This is a genomic window from Cupriavidus sp. 2SB (genome assembly GCF_005503625.1).
In the GTDB taxonomy this organism is placed as follows: domain Bacteria; phylum Pseudomonadota; class Gammaproteobacteria; order Burkholderiales; family Burkholderiaceae; genus Cupriavidus.
In genome coordinates this window covers 1-19,553 of the sequence record NZ_SCMX01000054.1, presented here as the reverse complement: position 1 = coordinate 19,553, position 19,553 = coordinate 1, and the positions used below count along the sequence as shown (strand labels likewise).

Sequence of the window (19,553 nt, the reverse complement as noted above, 5' to 3'; positions counted from 1 at the left end):
GAGCACGTTCTAAACCAAGACTCACAGGAGACAACCATGCTGCGCGGGCTCGCTCGTATTCGTTTTCCAATGGGCGGGAGCCGCCCCATGCTGGTTTCGCTGGCGGCGGCGCTGGCTTTGGGGAGTGCCGTGGCGCACGCCGACGCCTATCCTGACAAGCCGATCCGCCTGGTCGTGCCGTATGCCGCCGGCGGCGCCGTGGACATCGTGGCGCGCGCCGTGGGCCAGCACATGAGCATCGTGCTCAAGCAGCCCATCGTCGTGGACAATCGTCCGGGCGCCAGCACCAATATCGGCCTCGACTACGTGGCCAAGGCGCAGGCAGATGGCTACACGATCATGATGGCGTCGAACAGCCTGGCCACGAACGCCGCGCTGTTCCCCAAGCTCAGTTTCAACCCGGCCACGGATTTCACGCCGGTGGCGCGCGTGGGCGAAGCCTCGCTGGTGGTTGTGGTGCCAGCCAAGTCGAGCATCACCTCGTTGAAGGGACTCGTGGCGCAGGCCAAGGCGCAGCCGGGCAAGCTCAACTATGCGTCGGCGGGCAATGGCAGTTCCGGGCACCTTGCCGGCGAACTGCTCAAGGACGCCGCCGATATCGATGTGTTGCACGTGCCGTACAAGGGCGGCGCGCCGGCCATCACCGACCTGATCGGCGAGCGCATCACGTTCATGCCGATCAATCCGCTGGAAGTGGTGGCGCATATCAAGGCTGGCACGCTGCGCCCACTGGCGGTGGCGAGCGCCAACCGTTCTGCATTGCTGCCGAACGTGCCGACCTCTAAGGAGGAAGGGCTGCCGAACTTCACGGCGTCGGTGTGGTGGGGCCTCGTGGCACCGGCCAAGACGCCTGCGCCGATCATCAAGCAACTGAATGCGGCGGCCAATACGGCGCTGGCTGACCCCGAGGTGCGCAAGCAGTTGAACCAGCTTGGCGTGACCATCGTGTCCGGCACGCCCGAGCAGTTCGGCCAGTTCGTGAAGACCGAGACGGCTACGTGGCAGCACGTGATCAAGAAGGCCGGGATCACCGCTGATTGAGCCCCTGATTGACCCGCATTCAAGCATCAACGATTGAAACTGGAAGTCCCCAATGTCCGAGCAAATCTCTCCCCGGCCTTCGATCCTCGTCGTCAGCGCCCACGCGGCTGATTTCGTCTGGCGTGCGGGCGGTGCCATCGCGCTGTACGCGGAGCGCGGCTACCACGTGCGCATCGCGTGCCTCTCGTTTGGCGAGCGCGGTGAATCGGCCAAGATGTGGCGCCAGCCCGGCATGACCATCGAGCGCGTGAAGGCGGCGCGTCTCGAAGAAGCGCAGAAGGCGGCAGACATTCTCGGCGGCACGCTGGAATGCTTCGACCTTGGCGATTACCCGCTGCGCGTGCCCGACGAAGCCTTGCTGCGGCTGGCCGATATCTACCGCGAGATTCGCCCGGAACTGGTGTTGAGCCATTCGCGCGAAGACATCTACAACTTCGACCATCCGCTGGCGACGCACGTCGCGCAGGAAGCCCGCGTCATTGCGCAGGCGCATGGCTACAAGCCCGAGGTGCCCGTGATCGGCGCGCCGCCTGTGTTCCTGTTCGAGCCGCATCAGCCCGAGCAGTGCAACTGGAAGCCCGATGTGCTGCTGGATATCTCCTCGGTGTGGGAGAAGAAGCAGCGCGCGTTCACGACGATGGCCGCGCAGGAACACCTGTGGGAGTACTACACCCGCGTGGCGTTGCAGCGCGGCGCGCAGGCCACGCGCAACTCGGATCGCAAGATCCAGCATGGGGAAGGTTACGCACGCGTCTTTCCGCAAGTATCGGAGGTGTTGGCATGAGAACGGTTGCCTATCGCAACATCCTGCGCGCCGATGGGCGCGATATCGAGACGCTTGGCAAGCTCGGTGTGGCCACGGTGCATGAAGCCCAGCGCCGCACGGGGCTGATGAAGCCGTACCTGCGTCCGATCCAGTCGGGCTCGGCCATCGCGGGCAGTGCCGTGACGGCGCTGATGCATCCCGGCGACAACTGGATGATTCACGTGGCCGTGGAGATGATCCAGCCCGGCGACGTGCTGGTGGTGGCGCTGACCAGCGACTGCACCGATGGCGTGTTCGGCGATCTGCTGGCCACGTCGCTGAAGGCGCGCGGCGCGCGTGGTCTGATCCTTGACTCTGGTTGCAGGGACGTTGCCACGCTCAACGCGATGGGCTTTCCGGTCTGGTCGCGCGCGATCTCGGCACAGGGCGCGGTCAAGGAAACCGTGGGCGCGGTCAACGTGCCCGTGATCTGTGCTGGCGCGCAGGTGCGGCCCGGCGATGTGATCGTGGCCGATGACGATGGCGTGGTGGTGGTTGCTCGTCCGCAGGCCGGCGAGGTGGCGCGCAAGGCGTTGGAGCGCGAGGCACTCGAAGGCGCCAAACGCGAGACCCTTGCATCGGGCGTACTCGGACTCGACATGTACAACATGCGCCCGGGACTTGCCGCCAAGGGGTTGGTCTACTCCGATCAGGCCGTGGACTGGTACAGCGGGGCCGACGAAGCCTGAGGCAACCAAAGCGCGAGAAGCACCATTCGCCGCGCTGCATCTGGTATAAGACGCCCCAGAACGACAAGCCGAACGCCTGCGTAACCGTGTTGCCGGGCGGATCGGCCAAGCCCTGGGGAGACAGATGGAACTGCGCCAGCTTCAATACTTCGTGCGTGTCGTGGAACTCGGCAGCATGAGCCGCGCCGCGCTTGAACTCGACATGGTGCAGTCCGCGGTCAGCCAGCAGATCAGCCGTCTCGAAGGCGAGCTTGCCACGCGGCTGCTGCGGCGCACGCCGCAGGGCGTAACGCCCACCGAGGCGGGCCTCGCCTTTTTCCACGAAGCCCAACTCACGCTGCGCCACGCCGAACAGGCGCGCCGCGCCGCGCATCAGGCCCGGCTCTCCGGAACCGTCAGCGTGGGGCTGGCTCCCACCACGGCATCGGTGATCGGCGTGCCGCTGATCCGCGCCATGCGCGAGCGCTATCCCGACGTACGGCTGCATGTTGTCGAAAGCCTTTCCGGCCATCTCACCGCCATGCTCAACGCGCGCCAGCTCGACCTGGCCGTGCTGTTCGATACCCACGCCGCGCGCCGCTGGACCGTCATCCCGCTGCTGGAGGAAACCCTGTTCCTGATCCAGTCACGCCAGGCACTGCCACAAGGCAAGGCCGATCCGCCAACGCTGTGCCAGATGGCGGACCTCGCCGAGGTGCCGCTGATCATGCCCACGGGTGTACACGGCTTGCGTAGCACGCTCGATGCCGCCTTCGCCCGCGCCAAGGTGGCGCCGCACGTGACGCAGGAAGTCGATTCCCTGGCCATGCTCATGGACGCCGTCGACATGGGCTTCGGCGCCACGCTGCAACCGTGGGCCGCCGTGGGCCGCTATCCCGACGCGGCCACGCGCTTCCACCTCGCCCAGATAGACGACCCGGCCGTCATGCGCCGCAACCTGCTCTGCAGCCTATCCGACGACGAACTCTCGCCAGCCGCCCTGGCCCTGCGCGTAGTGCTGGGCGACATCGCGCGCGGACTGGTGCGATCAGGAGAGTGGCGGGGAGCGAGGTTGGTGGAGGGGGTTGCCTGAAAGGCAGGAATTACTCGGGCGCGTAGTGGGCCCCGGCAGCACTTGCCGGTCTCCCGTCAGCCATCACAAATCGTGATGCCCCCATGCCAGACAAGGGCTTAGCAGCGATCCGTCGCGCGGATACAGTCGCTGCACAGACCCACGAAGGCATGAAACATCGTGTTCCCACTCCTCAAAAAGACCTGCCGGCAGGGTGCTTGCGCATGAGTTCGCCGATGATCGATGTACTGGTGATCGGCGGCGGCAATGCTGCGCTGTGCGCGGCGCTGATGGCCCGTGAAGCGGGCGCCAGCGTGATGCTGCTCGAATCCGCGCCGCGCGAATGGCGTGGCGGCAATTCCTCGCATACCCGTAACCTGCGCTGCATGCACGACGCGCCGCAGGACGTGCTGATCGATGCCTATCCCGAAGAGGAATACTGGCAGGACCTGCTCAAGGTCACGGGCGGCCTGACGGACGAAAAGCTGGCGCGCCTGGCGATTCGGGCGTCATCGACCTGCCGCGACTGGATGCGCAGCCATGGCGTGAATTTCCAGCCGCCGCTATCGGGCGCGCTGCATGTGGCGCGCACCAATGCGTTCTTCATGGGTGGTGGCAAGGCGCTGGTCAACGCGTATTACCGCAGCGCGGAGCGTTTGGGCGTGAGCATCCGCTACAACGCGCCGGTCGATCGCATCGAACTGGACGGAGGTCGCTTCGTCGCGGCGTACATCGGCAACGAGCGCATTGCGGCGCGTGCCTGCGTGCTGGCGGCGGGTGGCTTCGAATCGAATCGTGAATGGCTGCGCGAAGCCTGGGGTCAGAACGAGCGCGGGGAATGGCCGGCCGACAACTTCCTGATCCGTGGCACGCGTTTCAACATGGGCGTGCTGCTCAAGCACATGATCGAGGCGGGCGCCGACGCCATCGGCGATCCGTCGCAATCGCACTGCGTGGCCATCGACGCGCGCGCGCCGCTCTATGACGGCGGTATCTGCACGCGGATCGATTGTGTGTCGCTGGGCGTGGTGCTGAACGCCAATGCCGAGCGCTTCTACGATGAAGGCGAAGATTTCTGGCCCAAGCGTTACGCCATCTGGGGCCGCCTCGTGGCGCAGCAGCCGCAGCAGATCGGCTATTCGATCATCGACGCCAAGGCCGTGGGCCGCTTCATGCCGCCGGTGTTCCCCGGTGTCAAGGCCGACACGCTGCCCGAACTCGCCCGCAAGCTCGGGCTGGACGAGGCCACTTTCATGCGCACGATCGGCGAATACAACGCCGCCTGCCGCGTGGGAAATTTCGATCACACCGTGCTGGACGATTGCCACACCGAGGGCGTGACCCCGGCCAAGACGCACTGGGCGCGTCCGCTCGATACCGCGCCGTTCTATGGTTATGCCCTGCGGCCCGGCATCACGTTCACGTACCTGGGTTTGAAGGTCAACGACCAGGCGGCCGTGCATTTTGGCGGTCAGCCTAGCGACAACCTGTTCGTGGCGGGCGAGATGATGGCCGGCAACGTGCTCGGCAAGGGCTACACGGCCGGTGTGGGCATGGCCATCGGCACCGCATTCGGCCGGATCGCGGGCACCCAGGCAGCACGCGCTGCAACGGGTGTGGCATCACAGGAAAAGGACTATGCAACATCTTGAAGCGTTGACGCGCGAGGCGGCGGCGCTGGCCAACGGCGACATCGACACCATTGGCGCCAGTGGACTCCATGGCCTGCTGCCGCTGACTGCGGACGAAGAGGAAGTGGCACGCACGCTGCAGATCTGCAACGCATGCCGCTATTGCGAAGGATTCTGCGCCGTGTTCCCGGCGATGACGCGCCGGCTGGAGTTCCCGAAAGCCGATATCCACTACCTTGCCAATCTCTGCCACAACTGCGGCGCGTGCTATCACGCCTGCCAGTACGCGCCGCCGCACGAATTCGCGGTCAACATTCCGCAGGCCATGGCGAAGGTGCGCGTACAGACCTACGGAGATTTCGCGTTCCCGGCGGTGCTCGGCGGACTCTATCGTCGCGCCGGTATGACCGTGGCATTGGCGCTGGCCGGTGGTCTGGTGCTGTTCCTGCTGATGGTGCTGGCCATGCGCGGCTCGCTGTGGCACGCGCCGCTGGCCGGCAACTTCTACGCGATCTTTCCGCACAACCTGCTGGCCGCGATGTTCGGTGCGGTATTCCTGTTCGCGATGCTCGCGCTGGGTATCGGCGTGACGCGGTTCTGGCGGCAGGTCACGCCGGGCACGCGCGACGGGGAATCGCACGGTGCGGCGGCCGGTGGTGCAGCACACGATGCGCTGCGGCTCAAGTATCTGGATGGCGGTCATGGCAAGGGCTGCAACAACGATGACGATGCGTTCACGCTGTTGCGTCGCCGCTTCCACCATTTCACGTTCTACGGCTTCATGCTGTGCTTTGCCGCTACCACGGTGGCTACGCTGTATCACTACCTGCTGGATCTCCACGCGCCATATCCGGTCACGAGCGTGCCGGTGCTGCTGGGCATCGCAGGCGGTATCGGTCTGCTGATCGGGCCGGCCGGGCTGCTCTGGCTGAACCTGCGTCGGGACCCTAAGACGATGGACGCTGCGCAGAAGCCGATGGACCGTGGCTTTATCGCGCTGCTGTTGCTGACCAGCGCGAGCGGACTGGCTCTGCTTGCCTTCCGCGATACCGGCGCCATGGCCGCGCTGCTGGCCATACACCTGGGCATCGTGATGGCACTGTTCGCCACGCTGCCCTATGGCAAGTTCGCGCACGGCATTTTCCGCAGTGCTGCGCTGCTCAAGTTCCATATCGAGAAACGCCGGCCGGCTGATCTTGCCCTCGGCTCGGATTGAATCTCGGGCAAACAACATACCCAATCGAACCCCATCCAGGAGACACCCCCATGACGAAACCCGGTGTGCTGAACATCCCGTCGATGCGCGACCAGTGCAGCGAGGCGGAGTGGCAGGCGCGCGTGGATCTGGCCGCCTGCTACCGGCTGGTCGAGCTCTACGGCATGGCCGACATGATGGCGAACCACATCTCCGTGCGCGTACCGGACGAGGACGATGCCTTCCTGATCAATCCCTACGGAATGATGTACGAGGAGATCACCGCCTCATGCCTGATCAAGGTGGACCATGACGGCAAGATCCTGTCGAAGCCTGACTTCGGTGAGCTGAACTACGGCATCAACAAGGCGGGCTACGTAATCCACAGCGCCGTCCACCATGCGCGCCCCGAAGTGGCCTGCGTGATCCACACCCATAGCTGGGCGTCGATGGCGGTGTCTTCGCTCGCATGCGGACTGCTGCCAATCACGCAAACGTCCATGCGCTTCCTGAAGATCGGCTACCACGACTACCAGGGCGTGGTGCTCGACACCGCCGAGCAGGCATCGCTGATCGAAGACCTGGGCCGGGGCGAGGCACTGATCCTGCGCAACCACGGCGCGCTGACCGTGGGCAACACCGTGGGCGAGGCATTCAACTGGATGCACCGGCTCGAACTGGCCTGCCGCTCGCAGGTAGCGGCGATGTCGTGCAACACGCCTTTCCAGGAAGTGCCCGCCGATGTGCTGCAGGAAACGTGGAACAACTACCAGCCCGGCACGCGTCGGCCTTATGGCGTGATGGAGTGGCCAGCTCTGCTGCGCAAGCTGGACCGGATCGACCCGGGATATCGGGATTGAGCCTCGGTTTTCTCCCGGTTTCTCCCCTCTCCCGCAAGCGGGAGAGAGGCGGGGGAGAGGGCCAGCAGTGCAAATTGAGACAGGTCGGCAAGCAGAACCTCGTTGCCCTCTCCCCCAACCCCTCTCCCACTGCGTGGGAGAGGGGAGCAAAACAATACAAAACAAAAAATTCTACGGAGACAACCATGCATCGAATCGTCCCCCCAACGCTGCATTCCCGATTGCTCACGGCCTGCGCGCTGGCTCTGGGCGTGACAGTGGCCACGCCTGCCATGGCCGACGACTATCCCGTCAAGCCCGTTCGCGTAGTAGTGGCCTTCACCGCCGGCGGCACAACAGACATGCTCGCCCGCAGCGTCAGCCAGCAGATGGCACAACGATTGAAGCAGTCGTTCGTGGTGGACAACCGGCCCGGTGCAGGCGGCAATATCGGCACCGAGTACGTGGTGCGTGCGCCGGCTGACGGATACACGCTGCTTGTGAACTCGGTGGGACCGATCTCGATCAACCAGACGCTTTACAAGAAGCTCAACTACGACCCGCTGACCGATCTCGTCCCTGTGGTGCAGATCGCCGATGTGCCGAATGTGCTGGTGGTCCATCCGTCGCTGCCGGTAAAGACGTTCGAAGAATTCGCGGCCTATGCCAAGGCGAATCCCGGCAAGCTCAACTACAGCTCTACCGGCGTGGGCACGTCATCGCATCTGTCGGGATTCATGCTGACCGAGCGTATGGGCACGCAGGCCACGCATATCCCCTACAAGGGCGCCGATGCGCTTAACGACCTGCTCTCCGGCCGGGTGCAGTTCATGTTTGCGACGATTCCTTCGGTCATGTCCCATATCCAGGCCGGCAAGCTGCGGGCATTGGCAGTGACCAGCGCCAAGCGGTCACGCTCGCTGCCAGATCTGCCCACCATCGCGGAGAAGGGCTTTCCGGGGTTCGAGGCGGGATCGTGGTTTGGCTTCTTCGCACCGAAGGGTACGTCGCCCGAGGTGGTGGCGAGGTTGAACAAGACGGTCAACGAGATCCTGCCGTCCCTGCAGGCGCAGATGATCCGCGAGGGGGCCGATCCCGTGGGCGGCACGCCAAAACAGTTCGGAGACTTCACGCGGGCAGAGTTCGTCAAGTGGAAGGCCGTGGTGAAGGCGTCCGGCGCCACGGTGGATTGATCGATGGCGACGAGGTCCGAATCCGGCGCGGCACCGCTGCGCATCCTGTTGTCGATGGCAGCGCTCGATGCCCATCGTGATGCCATCGACAACGCCATGGCTGGTCATGCGTGGGAGCCGGTGTCCGCACCAGACATCGACGATCCGCGCTCCGTCGATGCCGATGTCGCCTTCGTCTCCCGCGACGTCACGGGACTGTCGACCAAGCATGAGGTCCTGCCGGCCACGGAACGGTTCTACAACGCGATGCGCGAGGCGCCGTCGTTGCGCTGGGTGCATACGCACTCGGCCGGCGCGGATCGCGCGATCTTCCTGCAACTGCGGGAACGTGGCGTGGACGTGACCACGTCGTCGGGATCTAACGCGGGAGTCGTGGCGCAAACCGCGCTGGCGGGTGTGCTCGCGCTGGCCCGGCATTTTCCGCAACTGATGGATGCCCAGCGCGCGCAACGATGGGCGCCGCTGATCGGTAGCGGCATGCCGCGCGATCTGCAGGGCCAGCGAGCGACGATCCTGGGGTGGGGTCCGATCGGCCAGCAGATTGGCGCGGTACTGCGCGTGCTGGGCCTGTCCGTCACCGTGATCAGGCAGCGTGCCACGCCGGCCGGCGAGGGGTTCGCCACGGCCACGTTCGATGTCCTCGACGCGATCCTCCCGCAGACAGACTGGCTGATCCTGGCCTGCCCGCTGACCGACCGCACGCGTGGGCTGATCGATGGCACCGCGCTACAGAGCCTGCCAGCGGGTGCGCTCCTGGTCAACGTGGCACGTGGCGAGATCGTGGACGAAACGGCGCTGATCGAGGTATTGGGCAATGGTCATCTCGGCGGCGCCTATCTGGATGTCTTTGCGCATGAACCGCTGCCGGCCACGTCGCCACTCTGGATGCTTCCCAACGTCATCGCCACGCCGCACAGCGCGGGATTCTCCGATGGCAACGCCGCGCGCGTGGTGGAAATGTTCCTCGACAATCTCCGGCGCTGGACACGCGGCGATGTTCTGATGAACCGGGTCACGGGGTAAGTCGAAAAAATGAGAAATTGAGAACTTTCCACCGTGATTTGCGGAAATTTCCGCAACCTGCGAGAGAGCGTGGCGCGCACAATACAGGGATCGCAACCATCACTGTTTCTATCCGGAATGCGTCCGGTCCGCGCCATGCCCAGCCTTGCATTGTTCGTCCAGCCCACGTTCGCTACGCCGCCGGCCACCACCACGCGTACGGCATCGTCTGCCGTGCGCGTCAACAAGCTGCCGCGCATCGTGCTGGCCGACGATCATCCGTTTTGCCTGATGGCGCTGGCGGAGCAACTGCGCGCGGCCATGCCGTGCGAGGTCGTGTCGTGCGAGCACGGACATGCGGCCTGGGCCGCGCTGCAGGCGCAGGATGTTGCCATGCTGCTGACCGACATCGACCTGCCCGGCATGGATGGCCTCACGCTGGCCCGATCCGTCCGGAGCCGGGAACAAAGTAACAAAGTACCGCATCTACCGATCGTCGCCATCTCGGCCACTGTGAGTCCGGCCATAGAACGGGCGTGCCGGGCCGCTGGTATCGATCTGGTGCTGGAAAAGCCGGCTAGCGCCGAGATGCTGGCCGGTGTCCTGCGTGCCTGTCTCCCTCATACCGATTGAGTCGACGGCTTCACCCTTTCCAGGCCGAACAGCGGATCACGCTGCAGAAGTTGCCACGATGAAAGTGCGGTTCCTTGTCGGCAATGACATCGGCCTTGACATTGCCGAACGTGGTATCGGGCTTGTGACGGATGCCATCGTAGAACGCCTGGATGATGTCCTCCTTGAAGTGTTCGGTGCGTGGATGCGCATGCACCACGGCTTCGCGATCCGCATCGGCGAACGTGTCGTAGCGGATGCCAAGCACGTCCATCTCCACACCGGCTGTGACTAGCGCAATTTCAGGTGCCATGAATTCTGGGACGCCCGGCGTGGTGTGTAGCGCGATGGCCGTCCATACCTTTTCCACTTCGCGCTCGCCGATGCCCCGGCTGCGCAAAAAGTCCGCGGCGGCGTTGGCACCATCTACTTCGAATCGCTTGTCGGCGCTGCCATGTGCATGGGTCAGCCCCATGTCATGGAACATGGCGCCTGCGTAGAGCAGTTCGGGGTCATAGCGCAGGGCGCGATGCTTACCGGCCAACGCTGCCCAGTAATAGACGCGGCTGGAGTGATGGAACAACAGCGGTGATTCGGTATCGCGCACGAGTTCGGTGATCTCGCGAGCCAGCTGGCTGTCGGGGATGGCGATGTCGCCGGTGGTGAAGCGCATGGTGGACTCCTTCGCTTGGGGTTGAAGCGAGTGTAGGAGCGCGGTAGGATGGCTTCAATCGTCGTAATACGACGATATAGGACAAACTGACGTTAACAGGACGCTGCCATGCCGGCTTCGCGAAACATTGGCCTGCTCGCCATCGAGGGTGTGCAGTTGCTGGACGTCTCGGGGCCACTCGATGTGTTTGCCGAGGCCAACCGCCAGGCCGGGGCCGAGATCTATCACCTCGATCTCGTGGCGCTTGGTCGCGGCCCGGTGCGGGCCTCGTCGGGGGTGCGCCTGATGCCGGACATCGTCATCGAGGACGATCCCAGGGCGCGCAAACTGCCTCGCATCCACACACTGCTTGTGGCGGGCGCACCCCACGCCGCAGACGCGGAGATGGCCCCGGCATTGCTCGACTGGCTGCGCCGTGTGGCGCCGACGACGCGGCGTTATGGTTCGGTGTGCAGCGGGGCGTTCCTGCTGGCCGAGGCCGGTCTGCTCGATGGACGCCGCATCACCACGCACTGGGCCGACGCCGACGCGCTGGCCGCAAGGTTCCCGCATGTCACTGTCGATGCCGATGCCATCCACGTGCGCGATGGCAAGCTGCGTACCGCGGCAGGGGTCACGGCCGGCATGGATCTGGCGTTGTCGCTCGTGGAGGAAGACCTGGGCCGGGATATCGCCATGCGCGTCGCCAGCCAACTGGTGATGTTCTTTCGACGGCCCGGTGGCCAGATGCAGTTCAGTCGCCGCGAAACACCCGCTGCCAATCGTTCGGCACTGCAGGAACTCCAGCGCTGGGTCGCCGCCCATCCCGCCGAACCGCACGATGTCCCCAGCCTGGCTGCACGCCTCGGCGTCAGTCCACGGCATCTGTCTCGTCTGTTCCAGGAAGAGGTCGGTGTCACACCCGCGAGTTGGGTGGAGGGCGCCCGCGTAGCCGCCGCGCGGCAATTGCTGGAGGAAGGCATCATCGCGCCGAAGCAGGCAGCGGCAGCCTGCGGCTTCACGAACATCGATACGTTCAGGCGGGCATTTTTGCGCGTGGTGGGGGTAACGCCGGCGGACTATCGGAAGCGATTTGTGGGGGTGTTGGGGTAGGGCGTTTCGGAGTATTCCAACGCCCTTCGCTATGGGAGAAAAACAAGCGTGTCGTAAAGGCCAACGTCCTCTGCTATGCGCTCCCCTCTCCCATGCCAGTGGGAGAGGGGAGTCAACCAAGAAGCGGTCGATAGAACTACATATTCAACGCCCGCTTCTGCACCGCAAGCGCGGCCTCGCGCATGACCTCCGACAGCGATGGATGCGGGTGGCTGATCATGCCGATGTCTTCCGATGCTGCCTTGAATTCCATGGCGACCACGCCTTCGGCGATCAGGTCCGAGGCGTTGACCGAGATGATGTGTACGCCCAGCAGTTCGTCGGTGTTGGCATCGGCGATCATCTTGATGAAGCCTTCGGGGCGTCCCAGGCCGAGCGCGCGGCCGTTGGCGGTCATCGGGAACTGGCCGGTCTTGTAGGCACGGCCTTCGGCCTTGAGTTGGGCTTCGGTCTTGCCGACCCAGGCGATTTCCGGTGCGGTGTAGATGACCCACGGAATGCAGTTGTAGTCGATGTGCGGCTTCTGGCCGTCGATGACTTCGGCCACCATCACGCCTTCGTCCTCGGCCTTATGGGCAAGCATCGGTCCGCGCACCACATCGCCAAGCGCGTAGATGCCGGGCACCGACGTGCGGCACTGGTCGTCCACCGGGATGAAGCCACGTGCGTCCGCTGACAAGCCCACGGCATCGAGACCGAGGTTGTCGGTATTCGGCACGCGGCCGATGGAGACGATCAGGCGGTCGGCGTCGAGTTTCTGGTCCGCGCCATCGCGGTCCTTGTAGGCGATGCTCACGCCCTTGGCCGAGGTCTTGATCTCGCCGATGTTCACGCCGAGGTGAATCGCCAGCCCCTGCTTGTTGAACTGCTTGGCGGCTTCCTTGGCGATGGCTTCGTCCACCGTGCCCAGGAACGTCGGCAGCGCTTCGAGCAGCGTCACCTCCGCGCCCACCCGTCGCCAGACGGACCCGAGTTCGAGTCCGATCACACCAGCGCCGATCACGGCCAGCGTCTTCGGCACCGAATCGAAGGACAGTGCGCCCTCGTTATCGGAAACGATCTTGTTGTCCACGGGCACGTTAGGCAGGTGTCGCGCCTTGGAGCCCGTGGCGATGATGACGTTGCGTGCGGTATAGGACTTGGCGTCCTTGCCCTCGATGGCTTCCACGGTGACCACGCCGTCCGCCGCGCGGCCCTTGAACTTGCCGTGTCCCTTGATCCAGGTGACCTTGTTCTTGCGGAACAGGAACTCCACGCCGCCCGTGAACTTGTCGACGATAGCCGCCTTGCGGCCGATCATCTTGGCGAGATCCAGGGAGACACCCTTGACGTTGACGCCGTGATCCGCAAGATCGTGCTGCGCCTGCTCGAAATGTTCGGACGATGCGAGCAGCGCCTTGCTTGGGATGCAGCCCACGTTGAGGCATGTGCCGCCGAGGCGAGGCTTGCCGCTGGGGTCTTTCCACTCTTCGATGCAAGCCACGGTCTTGCCGAGTTGCGCCGCGCGAATGGCCGCGATGTAGCCGCCGGGGCCAGAGCCGATCACGATCACATCGTAGTCGGCCGTGGCCGATGCGGGAGCGCCGCCGCCTGAAGCTGCGACCGGTGCAGGTGTTGAGGAGGGTGCAGGGGAGGGGGCTGGTGAAGGGACTGGAGAAGCAGAAGGCGAGGACGGTGCAGGGGCCGCCGCCGTGGCCTTGGCTTCGGTGTCCACCACGGCGATGACCTGTTCGGCCTGCACCGTCGCCCCATCTGGCTGAACGATCTGCGCCAGTACACCGGCTGCGGGGCTGGGCACTTCGAGCGTGACCTTGTCCGTTTCGAGTTCCACGAGGATCTCGTCGACGGCAACGGCCTCGCCGGGCTTCTTCTTCCACTGCAGCAGCGTAGCTTCCGAAATCGACTCGGAAAGCTGGGGCACCTTCACTTCGATCGTGGCCATTAGGGTTCCTTAGGTAGCCGTGGCGAAAGCTTCCAGTCTAGGAGAGTGCGCTCACGGCTACCTGAAGGATGACTAAGGGTTTACCCTTGATGTGTGATGCGTCTTAGTGGCCGGCGCTCTGACCACCGTCGACGTGCAGGATCTCGCCGGTCACGAACGGTGCCGATTCCAGGAAGAGCACGGCGTCCACGATGTCGCTCATTTCGCCCATATGGCCCATCGGGTGGAGCGCGCCCAGTGCAGCGTGGGTTTCAGGGGCGTGCATCGGCGACTTGATGATGCCAGGCGACACGGCGTTCACGCGAATACCGCGCTTGGCATATTCCACAGCCAGCGACTTGGTAGCGGCGTTGATGCCGCCCTTGGTCAGCGAGGCCAGCACCGAAGGCACACCGTCGATGGCGTGGTCCACCAGGCTCGTGGTGATGCTCACCACGTGGCCGCGGCCCTGCTTTTCCATTTGTGCGATGGCGAGCTGCGTGATGTGGAAGAAGCCAGCCAGGTTCACGCCGGTCTTGGTGGCGAAGTCTTCGGCGGTGTATTGCGTGAACGGCTTGGCAATGAAGATGCCGGCGTTGTTCACCAGCGCATCCACGCGGCCGAATTTCTCGATGGCGGTGGACACCACGCGGCGGGCCGTGTCCGCATCGGCGATATCGCCTGCCACGGCAAGGATATCGGCGTCATCGGACGGCTTGATGCTGCGGGCCGTGGCCACCACGCGGTAGCCGCGTTGGCGATAGGCCTTGACCAGCTCGGCACCGATGCCTTGCGAGGCGCCCGTGACGATGGCGACCTTGGTTTCGTTGGAGGAGGAGGTGGTTTGCGTGCTCATGATGGGATCTCGTATCTAGGTTGACCTTGGCGATTTGCCAATCGAACCGACGTGGTCGATGGATGCAAATTTAGGTGACGACCCGCTTCAGTTGAACGGCCTGGCGGCACAAAGACTTGTGCGTGGGGGGAACAAGTGCAGTCCGAGGCCAGTCAACGCCGCAACAAAAAAGGCCGGTGCCACTGGCGCCAGCCTTCTGAGAAAAACCGGTTGCGATCGCGAACGATCGCCGGTGGTCAGCGCAACGTCGCGCGCAATCCCGCCAACCCATCAACGGTCTCGGCCAACTCCGCATTCAACACCCGCATCAGGTCCGCAGCCGGCAGCGACCGCGCCAGTGGCACGGCCTGTCCGGCCCATTGCGCGGCGAACGCTGCGGAGCCCTGCGCCTTGGCCGCGGCGTGGAGCGCCTTGCCGGCATCGTAGGCAATCGGATAGTCGGGGGCCGCTGGCGCGTTAGCCGCCATGCCGAGTGCCGTGAAGCGGTTCGTGAAACCGCGTGCGGCGCGGCCCGAGATGGCCTGGGTGAGTGTTGTGGGCGGTGTCTGCGCCGAGGCGAGCATGGCGCGATACGCGGCATCGGCGGAGGTCTCCGGACACGCTACGAAAGCCGTGCCGAGTTGAGCGGCCACGGCACCGAGGGCTAGCGCCGCTGCGATGCCGGCACCATCCATGATGCCGCCCGCCGCGATCACGGGCAGGCGTGTTTCACGTACCAGCACGCGCACCAGCGCCATCGTGCCGAGTCCTTCGTCGTATTGCTTCGGATCGAACACGCCGCGATGGCCGCCTGCTTCGATACCCTGCGCGACGATGGCATCGATGCCCGCCGCTTCGATCAGCCGTGCTTCCTCCCGCGAGGTGGCCGACGCCATCAGGTAGATACCGGCGTCGTGCAGCGCGCGGATCTTGGCAGCGTCGGGCAGCCCGAAATGGAAGCTGACCACGGCAGGGCGTTCTTCGAGCAACATCTGCAGCATGGCTTTATCGGTCTGGAACGACTGATAAATCTCACGCAGCGATTCGGGCGGCTTGGCGCCGAATTCCGCAAAGACCGATGCGAGGTAGTCGAGCCATGCCAGTTCGCGCTGGCTGTCGGCCTGCGCGGGCGTATGGCAGAACAGGTTGATGTTGATGGCTTTGGACGTCAACGCGCGGGTATCGGCGATGGCCTTGCGGGCGGCTTCGGCATCCATCGCACCGACCCCGAGAGACCCAAGGCCGCCCGCGTTGCTCACGGCGGCGGCCAGTGCCGGGGTGCTTACGCCGGCCATCGGCGCCTGGATGATCGGCGAGGTCAGGCCGAGACGGTTCAGGAAGATCGAAGCGGACGAAGCGGACCAGGTGGGCGAAGTCATGTTGCAGTCTCCAGATAAGGCGCAGCCGGCGAGATGGATTTCATCTCGAAACAAGATGAAAGATGCAATGTAAATGCTAATTTCGCGATGATAGGGGAAAGCGTGCGACTTGAGTTGTTCCTCAGCGTATCAAGTCATGTGCCAGCGCCGGGGTTTATCCGTGGAGTGCCGGTTCCTATAGTTGGCCGCAGGTTCGCATCCTTTGATGAATGACTACCCGGAGACTTCCATGAGCACCATCGAATCGAAACTGGCCGCGCGCGGCCTGACACTGCCGCCGCCGCCCCAACCGCTGGGCAGCTACACCGCCGTCAGCCGTGCGGGCGATCTGTTGTTCATATCAGGACAGTTGCCGTTGCGTGATGGCAAGGTGGCCTGGACCGGGCAGGTGGGCCGCGACCTGAGCGTTGCAGAAGGCAAGCAAGCGGCGGCGCTGGCCGCATTGAATGTATTGGCGCAGATTCGTGCGTATCTCGGCAGTTTCGACCGGCTTGATCACATCGTGCGCGTGGAAGGGCACGTCACGAGCGCGCCGGGCGTGTTCGATCAACCCGCCGTGCTCGACGGTGCATCGGACCTGTTTGCGGAGGTATTGGGCGACAAGGCCGGACATGCGCGCGCGGCCTATTCGCAGACGCAGCAGCCCGGCAATGCAGCGGTGATCCTTGTGGTGATCGCGCAGATCAAGGATTAGGCCGCGCCGCGGGTGCCTGCCGGGACGACGGCTGCCGGCACCGGCGTGGACACGTGTGCGGCGTACAGCCGCTGCGCACACACCGATCCCACCACGGCGAGTGCCACGGCTGGCAGCATGTCGTATTGCAGATGCGTGAACTCGCCTACCAGCACGATGGCCGTCAGCGGCATCTGCATCGACGTGGCGAGGAAGGCTGCGCCACCGATGACGGCGCAGGCGCCCACCGGGATATTGGGCAGGAACATGTTCCAGAACCCTGCGGCGATCACGCCAATCAGCGCGCCGCAAGCCAGCCCGGGCGTCAGCAGTCCACCCATCGCACCCGCGCGCAGCGAGGAGCAGATGATCGCGAGCTTGAGCGCCAGCAGCGTGATGGCGAGGCCGATGGCGATCTGGCCAGTGAAACCGAGCAGCGCGGGACCTTTGCCGTTGCCCGGCAGTTCGGGAAAGACCATCGCCAGCAGGCCGATCAATGTGAAGTTCAGCAGGCAGAGCACAGGCAGGCGCCAGGAACGCGCGGCGTGCAGGCGTGCAGTGGCGGTGACTTTGGCAAACAGGTGGGCGGTGAGTCCGGCGATCGGTCCGAAGAGTGCGGCCCATGCAAGCAGCGGCAAGCCCGGCGTGAATGCGGGCAGCGTGTACTGGACTTCCGACCCGAGACCCATCGAAGCGACCAATGCCGCGACGGTCGACATGAAAATCGCCAATACCGCCGTGGAGGGCTGAAAACTTTGCAGCAGGACTTCGAGCGTGAACAGGGCGCCTGCGAACGGGACGTTGTAGACAGCGGCCAGTCCGGCGCCGGCACCTGCGGCGACTATCCGGCGTTGCCAGGGGGCGGGCAGGGCGAATGCTGCCGACAGGCGTTGTCCGATGAGCGCGCCAATCTCGCGCGGTGCCACTTCGCGGCCCAGGGGCGAACCTAGCGCGACGGTGACGATCTGCAGCAAAGCGTGGCAGACCGTGGTGAAGACAGGCATGCGGGGTGGTGCAGGCAGCGAGACGTCCGCCTCGCCCACCGCGCGCCGGATACCCACCAGCGGGCGGCCGAAACGATAGAGCAGGAACCATCCGGCGCCGGCCACAATGCCGGCCGTGACAAGTGCGGCAAGCCGGCGCAGCGGCGTGGCATGTTCCACACCCGACAGGAAACTCTGGTGGCCGATGACCTCGGCCATGCTGTAGTGATAGGCCAGATGCTGGATGGCGTGCAGGAGCATCGCCAGGGCCATGCCGCCCAGTCCGGCGCCGACGGCGGTCAGCGCCGCTACCAGGGGCAGGCGCCAGCCGCCACGCGGAACATTGCGTGCGGCGGCGGGCTCGACGATCAGGTCATGTGGCCTTGCACCCATACTCAGGCGCCGTCGAAGAACGGGTTACGCGGACGGTCGATACGCGGCACGTAAGTGGCTGCCTTCATCGACGTCATCTTCGCCTGCACCTGCGGCTGCGTGGCATACGTCGCGTTCGACACCGTCGATGCCTCCGCCTGCGACAGCTTGGCTTCGGCCTTCTGCAGATCCACCGGGTAGTTGTAGTCCGTGCGGAACGGGTCGTAGCCTTCTTTCTCGACATTGACCAGATCCTGACGGACCTGGGCGCGCGTCAGCGGCTTCGGTGCGCGGATGCCTTCCTCGGCCGATACCTTGGCTTCGGCGGCCTGGATGTCAGCCGGATAGTTGTCGTTCGACAGGGCCGGATCGTAGCCAGCCTTCTCCACGGCGATCAGGTCGGCACGCACCTGTGCGCGGGTTTCGGCGCCATTCTGAACGGTGCTTTGGGCGAAAGCCATGGCGGGCAATGCGAGGATTGCGGCGCTGGCGAGCAGGGTCAACTTCTTCATGATGTGCTCCTTGCACAGAGGTTTAGGACTTCAAGTGATGCGACGTTGTGGAAGCGTCGGAAGTCATATTGCTCGTCCAGGGAGGGCGTGATTTTCAGATTCGCACGCAGGATTCAGGGATGCCACGCCTCGGGGCCGATCCGCAAACCGGGGCGGGTGGACCGTACTATCTACTTGTCCAGTGTCACCTTACTCTCGGCATAAGCGGCCTGCTGCGCGAGGTTGGCTCAGGTCACCTTGTGCACTTCGGTATCGGCGGGCGACAGGATATTGCCGTCCTTGTCCATGGGCGCCATGCGCGGCACAGGTTTGCCGGTGCGCGTGTCGATCAATACCGAGTGACGTTCGCCACGCGTGAAGCGCTGCGGCTCGCCCCATTGGCCCAGTGCGCCACCACGACCGGGAACCGCAGCGGCCAGCGGTCACCGATGACATCGAGCGTCCGTGCGAGCCCAGCGTCAGAATGCGGGCTTCACATTTTCCACGGCAGCACCGGTCAACTGGTAGCCGGCATCGCCCATCATCGTTTGCGACGCCTTGACGCGCATCGTGCCGCTGACCGTCACCACATCCATCGTGCGGAAATTGCGTGACGCTTCGTTCGCCACCACGTGAACCACCTGGTTGGCTGGCGGGGGTGGCGTATGGATACATGCGCCAAAGTAGGGCACGAGCAGGAACTCGCGGATCGCCTCCCCCTCGCCTTCGAGCGACACCACATACCCCGTCATCCGCGCACCGCGGCCGTCGAGCGCAGGATTCATCGGCGCGTTCTGCCAGTACACCTTGGCCTCGTCGAGCGCCTGCTGCGCACGCGGATCGTCGTCCTCCAGTTTCGCGATGTCGAGGCCCTTGAACGGCTTCATCGGATCCCAGTCCGCAGGACGCAGCGTCTCCCAGGCAACGGTTTCGATGCTCGGCGCCGCGGCCGGGGCTGCAGGTTTCGAGACCACCGGCGGCGTACGGGGCTTCGACGCGGGTTTGCCAAAGAACGCCTGCCCGGCCGCCATCAACGCGAGCACGCCCGCCGTGGCCATGGCGGCAATGCGCAGGGA

19 protein-coding genes are annotated in these 19,553 nt (G+C 64.6%); 12 read left to right on the top strand and 7 right to left on the bottom strand.

Annotation, left to right across the window (positions count from 1 at the left end):
- Positions 1–36: 36 nt before the first annotated feature.
- From FFS21_RS22200 to FFS21_RS22155, 10 genes are all read left to right on the top strand, one after another.
- Complete coding sequence (locus FFS21_RS22200) at positions 37–1,041, top strand: tripartite tricarboxylate transporter substrate binding protein (RefSeq protein WP_137926888.1); 1,005 nt, start codon at positions 37–39, stop codon at positions 1,039–1,041.
- 52 nt (positions 1,042–1,093) lie between these two features.
- Positions 1,094–1,825 carry a PIG-L deacetylase family protein gene (locus FFS21_RS22195; protein WP_137926887.1) on the top strand — a complete coding sequence of 244 codons (732 nt, stop codon included), beginning with the start codon at positions 1,094–1,096 and terminating at the stop codon, positions 1,823–1,825.
- Complete coding sequence (locus FFS21_RS22190; protein ID WP_137926886.1) at positions 1,822–2,535, top strand: 4-carboxy-4-hydroxy-2-oxoadipate aldolase/oxaloacetate decarboxylase; 714 nt, start codon at positions 1,822–1,824, stop codon at positions 2,533–2,535. The genes FFS21_RS22195 and FFS21_RS22190 overlap by 4 nt, the downstream gene beginning before the upstream one ends.
- 124 nt (positions 2,536–2,659) lie before the next feature.
- Positions 2,660–3,607, top strand: coding sequence for a LysR family transcriptional regulator (locus FFS21_RS22185; RefSeq protein ID WP_137926885.1), 948 nt, complete (start codon positions 2,660–2,662; stop codon positions 3,605–3,607).
- Positions 3,608–3,822: 215 nt separating this feature from the next.
- Positions 3,823–5,238 carry an FAD-dependent tricarballylate dehydrogenase TcuA gene (gene tcuA, locus FFS21_RS22180; RefSeq protein ID WP_137926912.1) on the top strand — a complete coding sequence of 472 codons (1,416 nt, stop codon included), beginning with the start codon at positions 3,823–3,825 and terminating at the stop codon, positions 5,236–5,238.
- A complete protein-coding gene (gene tcuB, locus FFS21_RS22175) occupies positions 5,225–6,433 on the top strand; it encodes a tricarballylate utilization 4Fe-4S protein TcuB (protein ID WP_137926884.1) in 1,209 nt (402 codons plus the stop codon). Before tcuA ends, tcuB begins: the two co-directional genes overlap by 14 nt.
- 50 nt (positions 6,434–6,483) lie before the next feature.
- Positions 6,484–7,272 (top strand): class II aldolase/adducin family protein, encoded by a 789-nt coding sequence (locus FFS21_RS22170; protein ID WP_137926883.1) that lies wholly within the window; start codon positions 6,484–6,486, stop codon positions 7,270–7,272.
- Positions 7,273–7,457: 185 nt separating this feature from the next.
- The gene (locus FFS21_RS22165) at positions 7,458–8,444 is read left to right on the top strand and encodes a Bug family tripartite tricarboxylate transporter substrate binding protein (protein WP_137926882.1); all 987 of its coding nucleotides are present in this window, start codon (positions 7,458–7,460) and stop codon (positions 8,442–8,444) included.
- Positions 8,445–8,447: 3 nt separating this feature from the next.
- On the top strand, positions 8,448–9,467 hold the full coding sequence (locus FFS21_RS22160; RefSeq protein WP_137926881.1) for a D-2-hydroxyacid dehydrogenase: 1,020 nt from the start codon (positions 8,448–8,450) through the stop codon (positions 9,465–9,467).
- A 135-nt stretch (positions 9,468–9,602) separates the two neighbouring features.
- The gene (locus tag FFS21_RS22155) at positions 9,603–10,079 is read left to right on the top strand and encodes a response regulator (protein WP_202126826.1); all 477 of its coding nucleotides are present in this window, start codon (positions 9,603–9,605) and stop codon (positions 10,077–10,079) included.
- Between the two features lie 10 nt (positions 10,080–10,089).
- On the opposite strand, the gene FFS21_RS22150 is transcribed toward FFS21_RS22155, so the two are convergent.
- Entirely contained in the window at positions 10,090–10,731 is a 642-nt protein-coding gene (locus tag FFS21_RS22150; RefSeq protein ID WP_137926880.1) for an HD domain-containing protein, read from the bottom strand.
- A gap of 108 nt (positions 10,732–10,839) precedes the next feature.
- Here FFS21_RS22150 and FFS21_RS22145 point away from each other — a divergent pair, with 108 nt between their 5' ends.
- Positions 10,840–11,823, top strand: coding sequence for a GlxA family transcriptional regulator (locus FFS21_RS22145; RefSeq protein ID WP_137926879.1), 984 nt, complete (start codon positions 10,840–10,842; stop codon positions 11,821–11,823).
- 136 nt (positions 11,824–11,959) lie between these two features.
- On the opposite strand, the gene lpdA is transcribed toward FFS21_RS22145, so the two are convergent.
- The 3 genes from lpdA to FFS21_RS22130 form a co-directional block, all read right to left on the bottom strand.
- Positions 11,960–13,765, bottom strand: coding sequence for a dihydrolipoyl dehydrogenase (lpdA, locus tag FFS21_RS22140; RefSeq protein ID WP_137926878.1), 1,806 nt, complete (start codon positions 13,763–13,765; stop codon positions 11,960–11,962).
- Between the two features lie 103 nt (positions 13,766–13,868).
- Entirely contained in the window at positions 13,869–14,600 is a 732-nt protein-coding gene (locus FFS21_RS22135; RefSeq protein WP_137926877.1) for an SDR family NAD(P)-dependent oxidoreductase, read from the bottom strand.
- 236 nt (positions 14,601–14,836) lie between these two features.
- The gene (locus FFS21_RS22130; protein ID WP_137926876.1) at positions 14,837–15,958 is read right to left on the bottom strand and encodes an NAD(P)H-dependent flavin oxidoreductase; all 1,122 of its coding nucleotides are present in this window, start codon (positions 15,956–15,958) and stop codon (positions 14,837–14,839) included.
- Positions 15,959–16,187: 229 nt separating this feature from the next.
- Between FFS21_RS22130 and FFS21_RS22125 the strand changes: the two genes are divergently transcribed.
- Positions 16,188–16,652 carry a RidA family protein gene (locus FFS21_RS22125; protein WP_137926875.1) on the top strand — a complete coding sequence of 155 codons (465 nt, stop codon included), beginning with the start codon at positions 16,188–16,190 and terminating at the stop codon, positions 16,650–16,652.
- On the opposite strand, the gene FFS21_RS22120 is transcribed toward FFS21_RS22125, so the two are convergent.
- From FFS21_RS22120 to FFS21_RS22105, 3 genes are all read right to left on the bottom strand, one after another.
- Positions 16,649–18,007 (bottom strand): chloride channel protein, encoded by a 1,359-nt coding sequence (locus FFS21_RS22120; RefSeq protein ID WP_137926874.1) that lies wholly within the window; start codon positions 18,005–18,007, stop codon positions 16,649–16,651. The genes FFS21_RS22125 and FFS21_RS22120 overlap by 4 nt on opposite strands.
- 2 nt (positions 18,008–18,009) lie before the next feature.
- Positions 18,010–18,498, bottom strand: a complete 489-nt coding sequence (locus FFS21_RS32800; protein ID WP_137926873.1) for a DUF4148 domain-containing protein — start codon at positions 18,496–18,498, stop codon at positions 18,010–18,012.
- Between the two features lie 458 nt (positions 18,499–18,956).
- Positions 18,957–19,553, bottom strand: a 597-nt coding sequence (locus tag FFS21_RS22105) for a DUF3299 domain-containing protein (RefSeq protein WP_137926872.1), incomplete at its 5' end; no start/stop codon positions are given.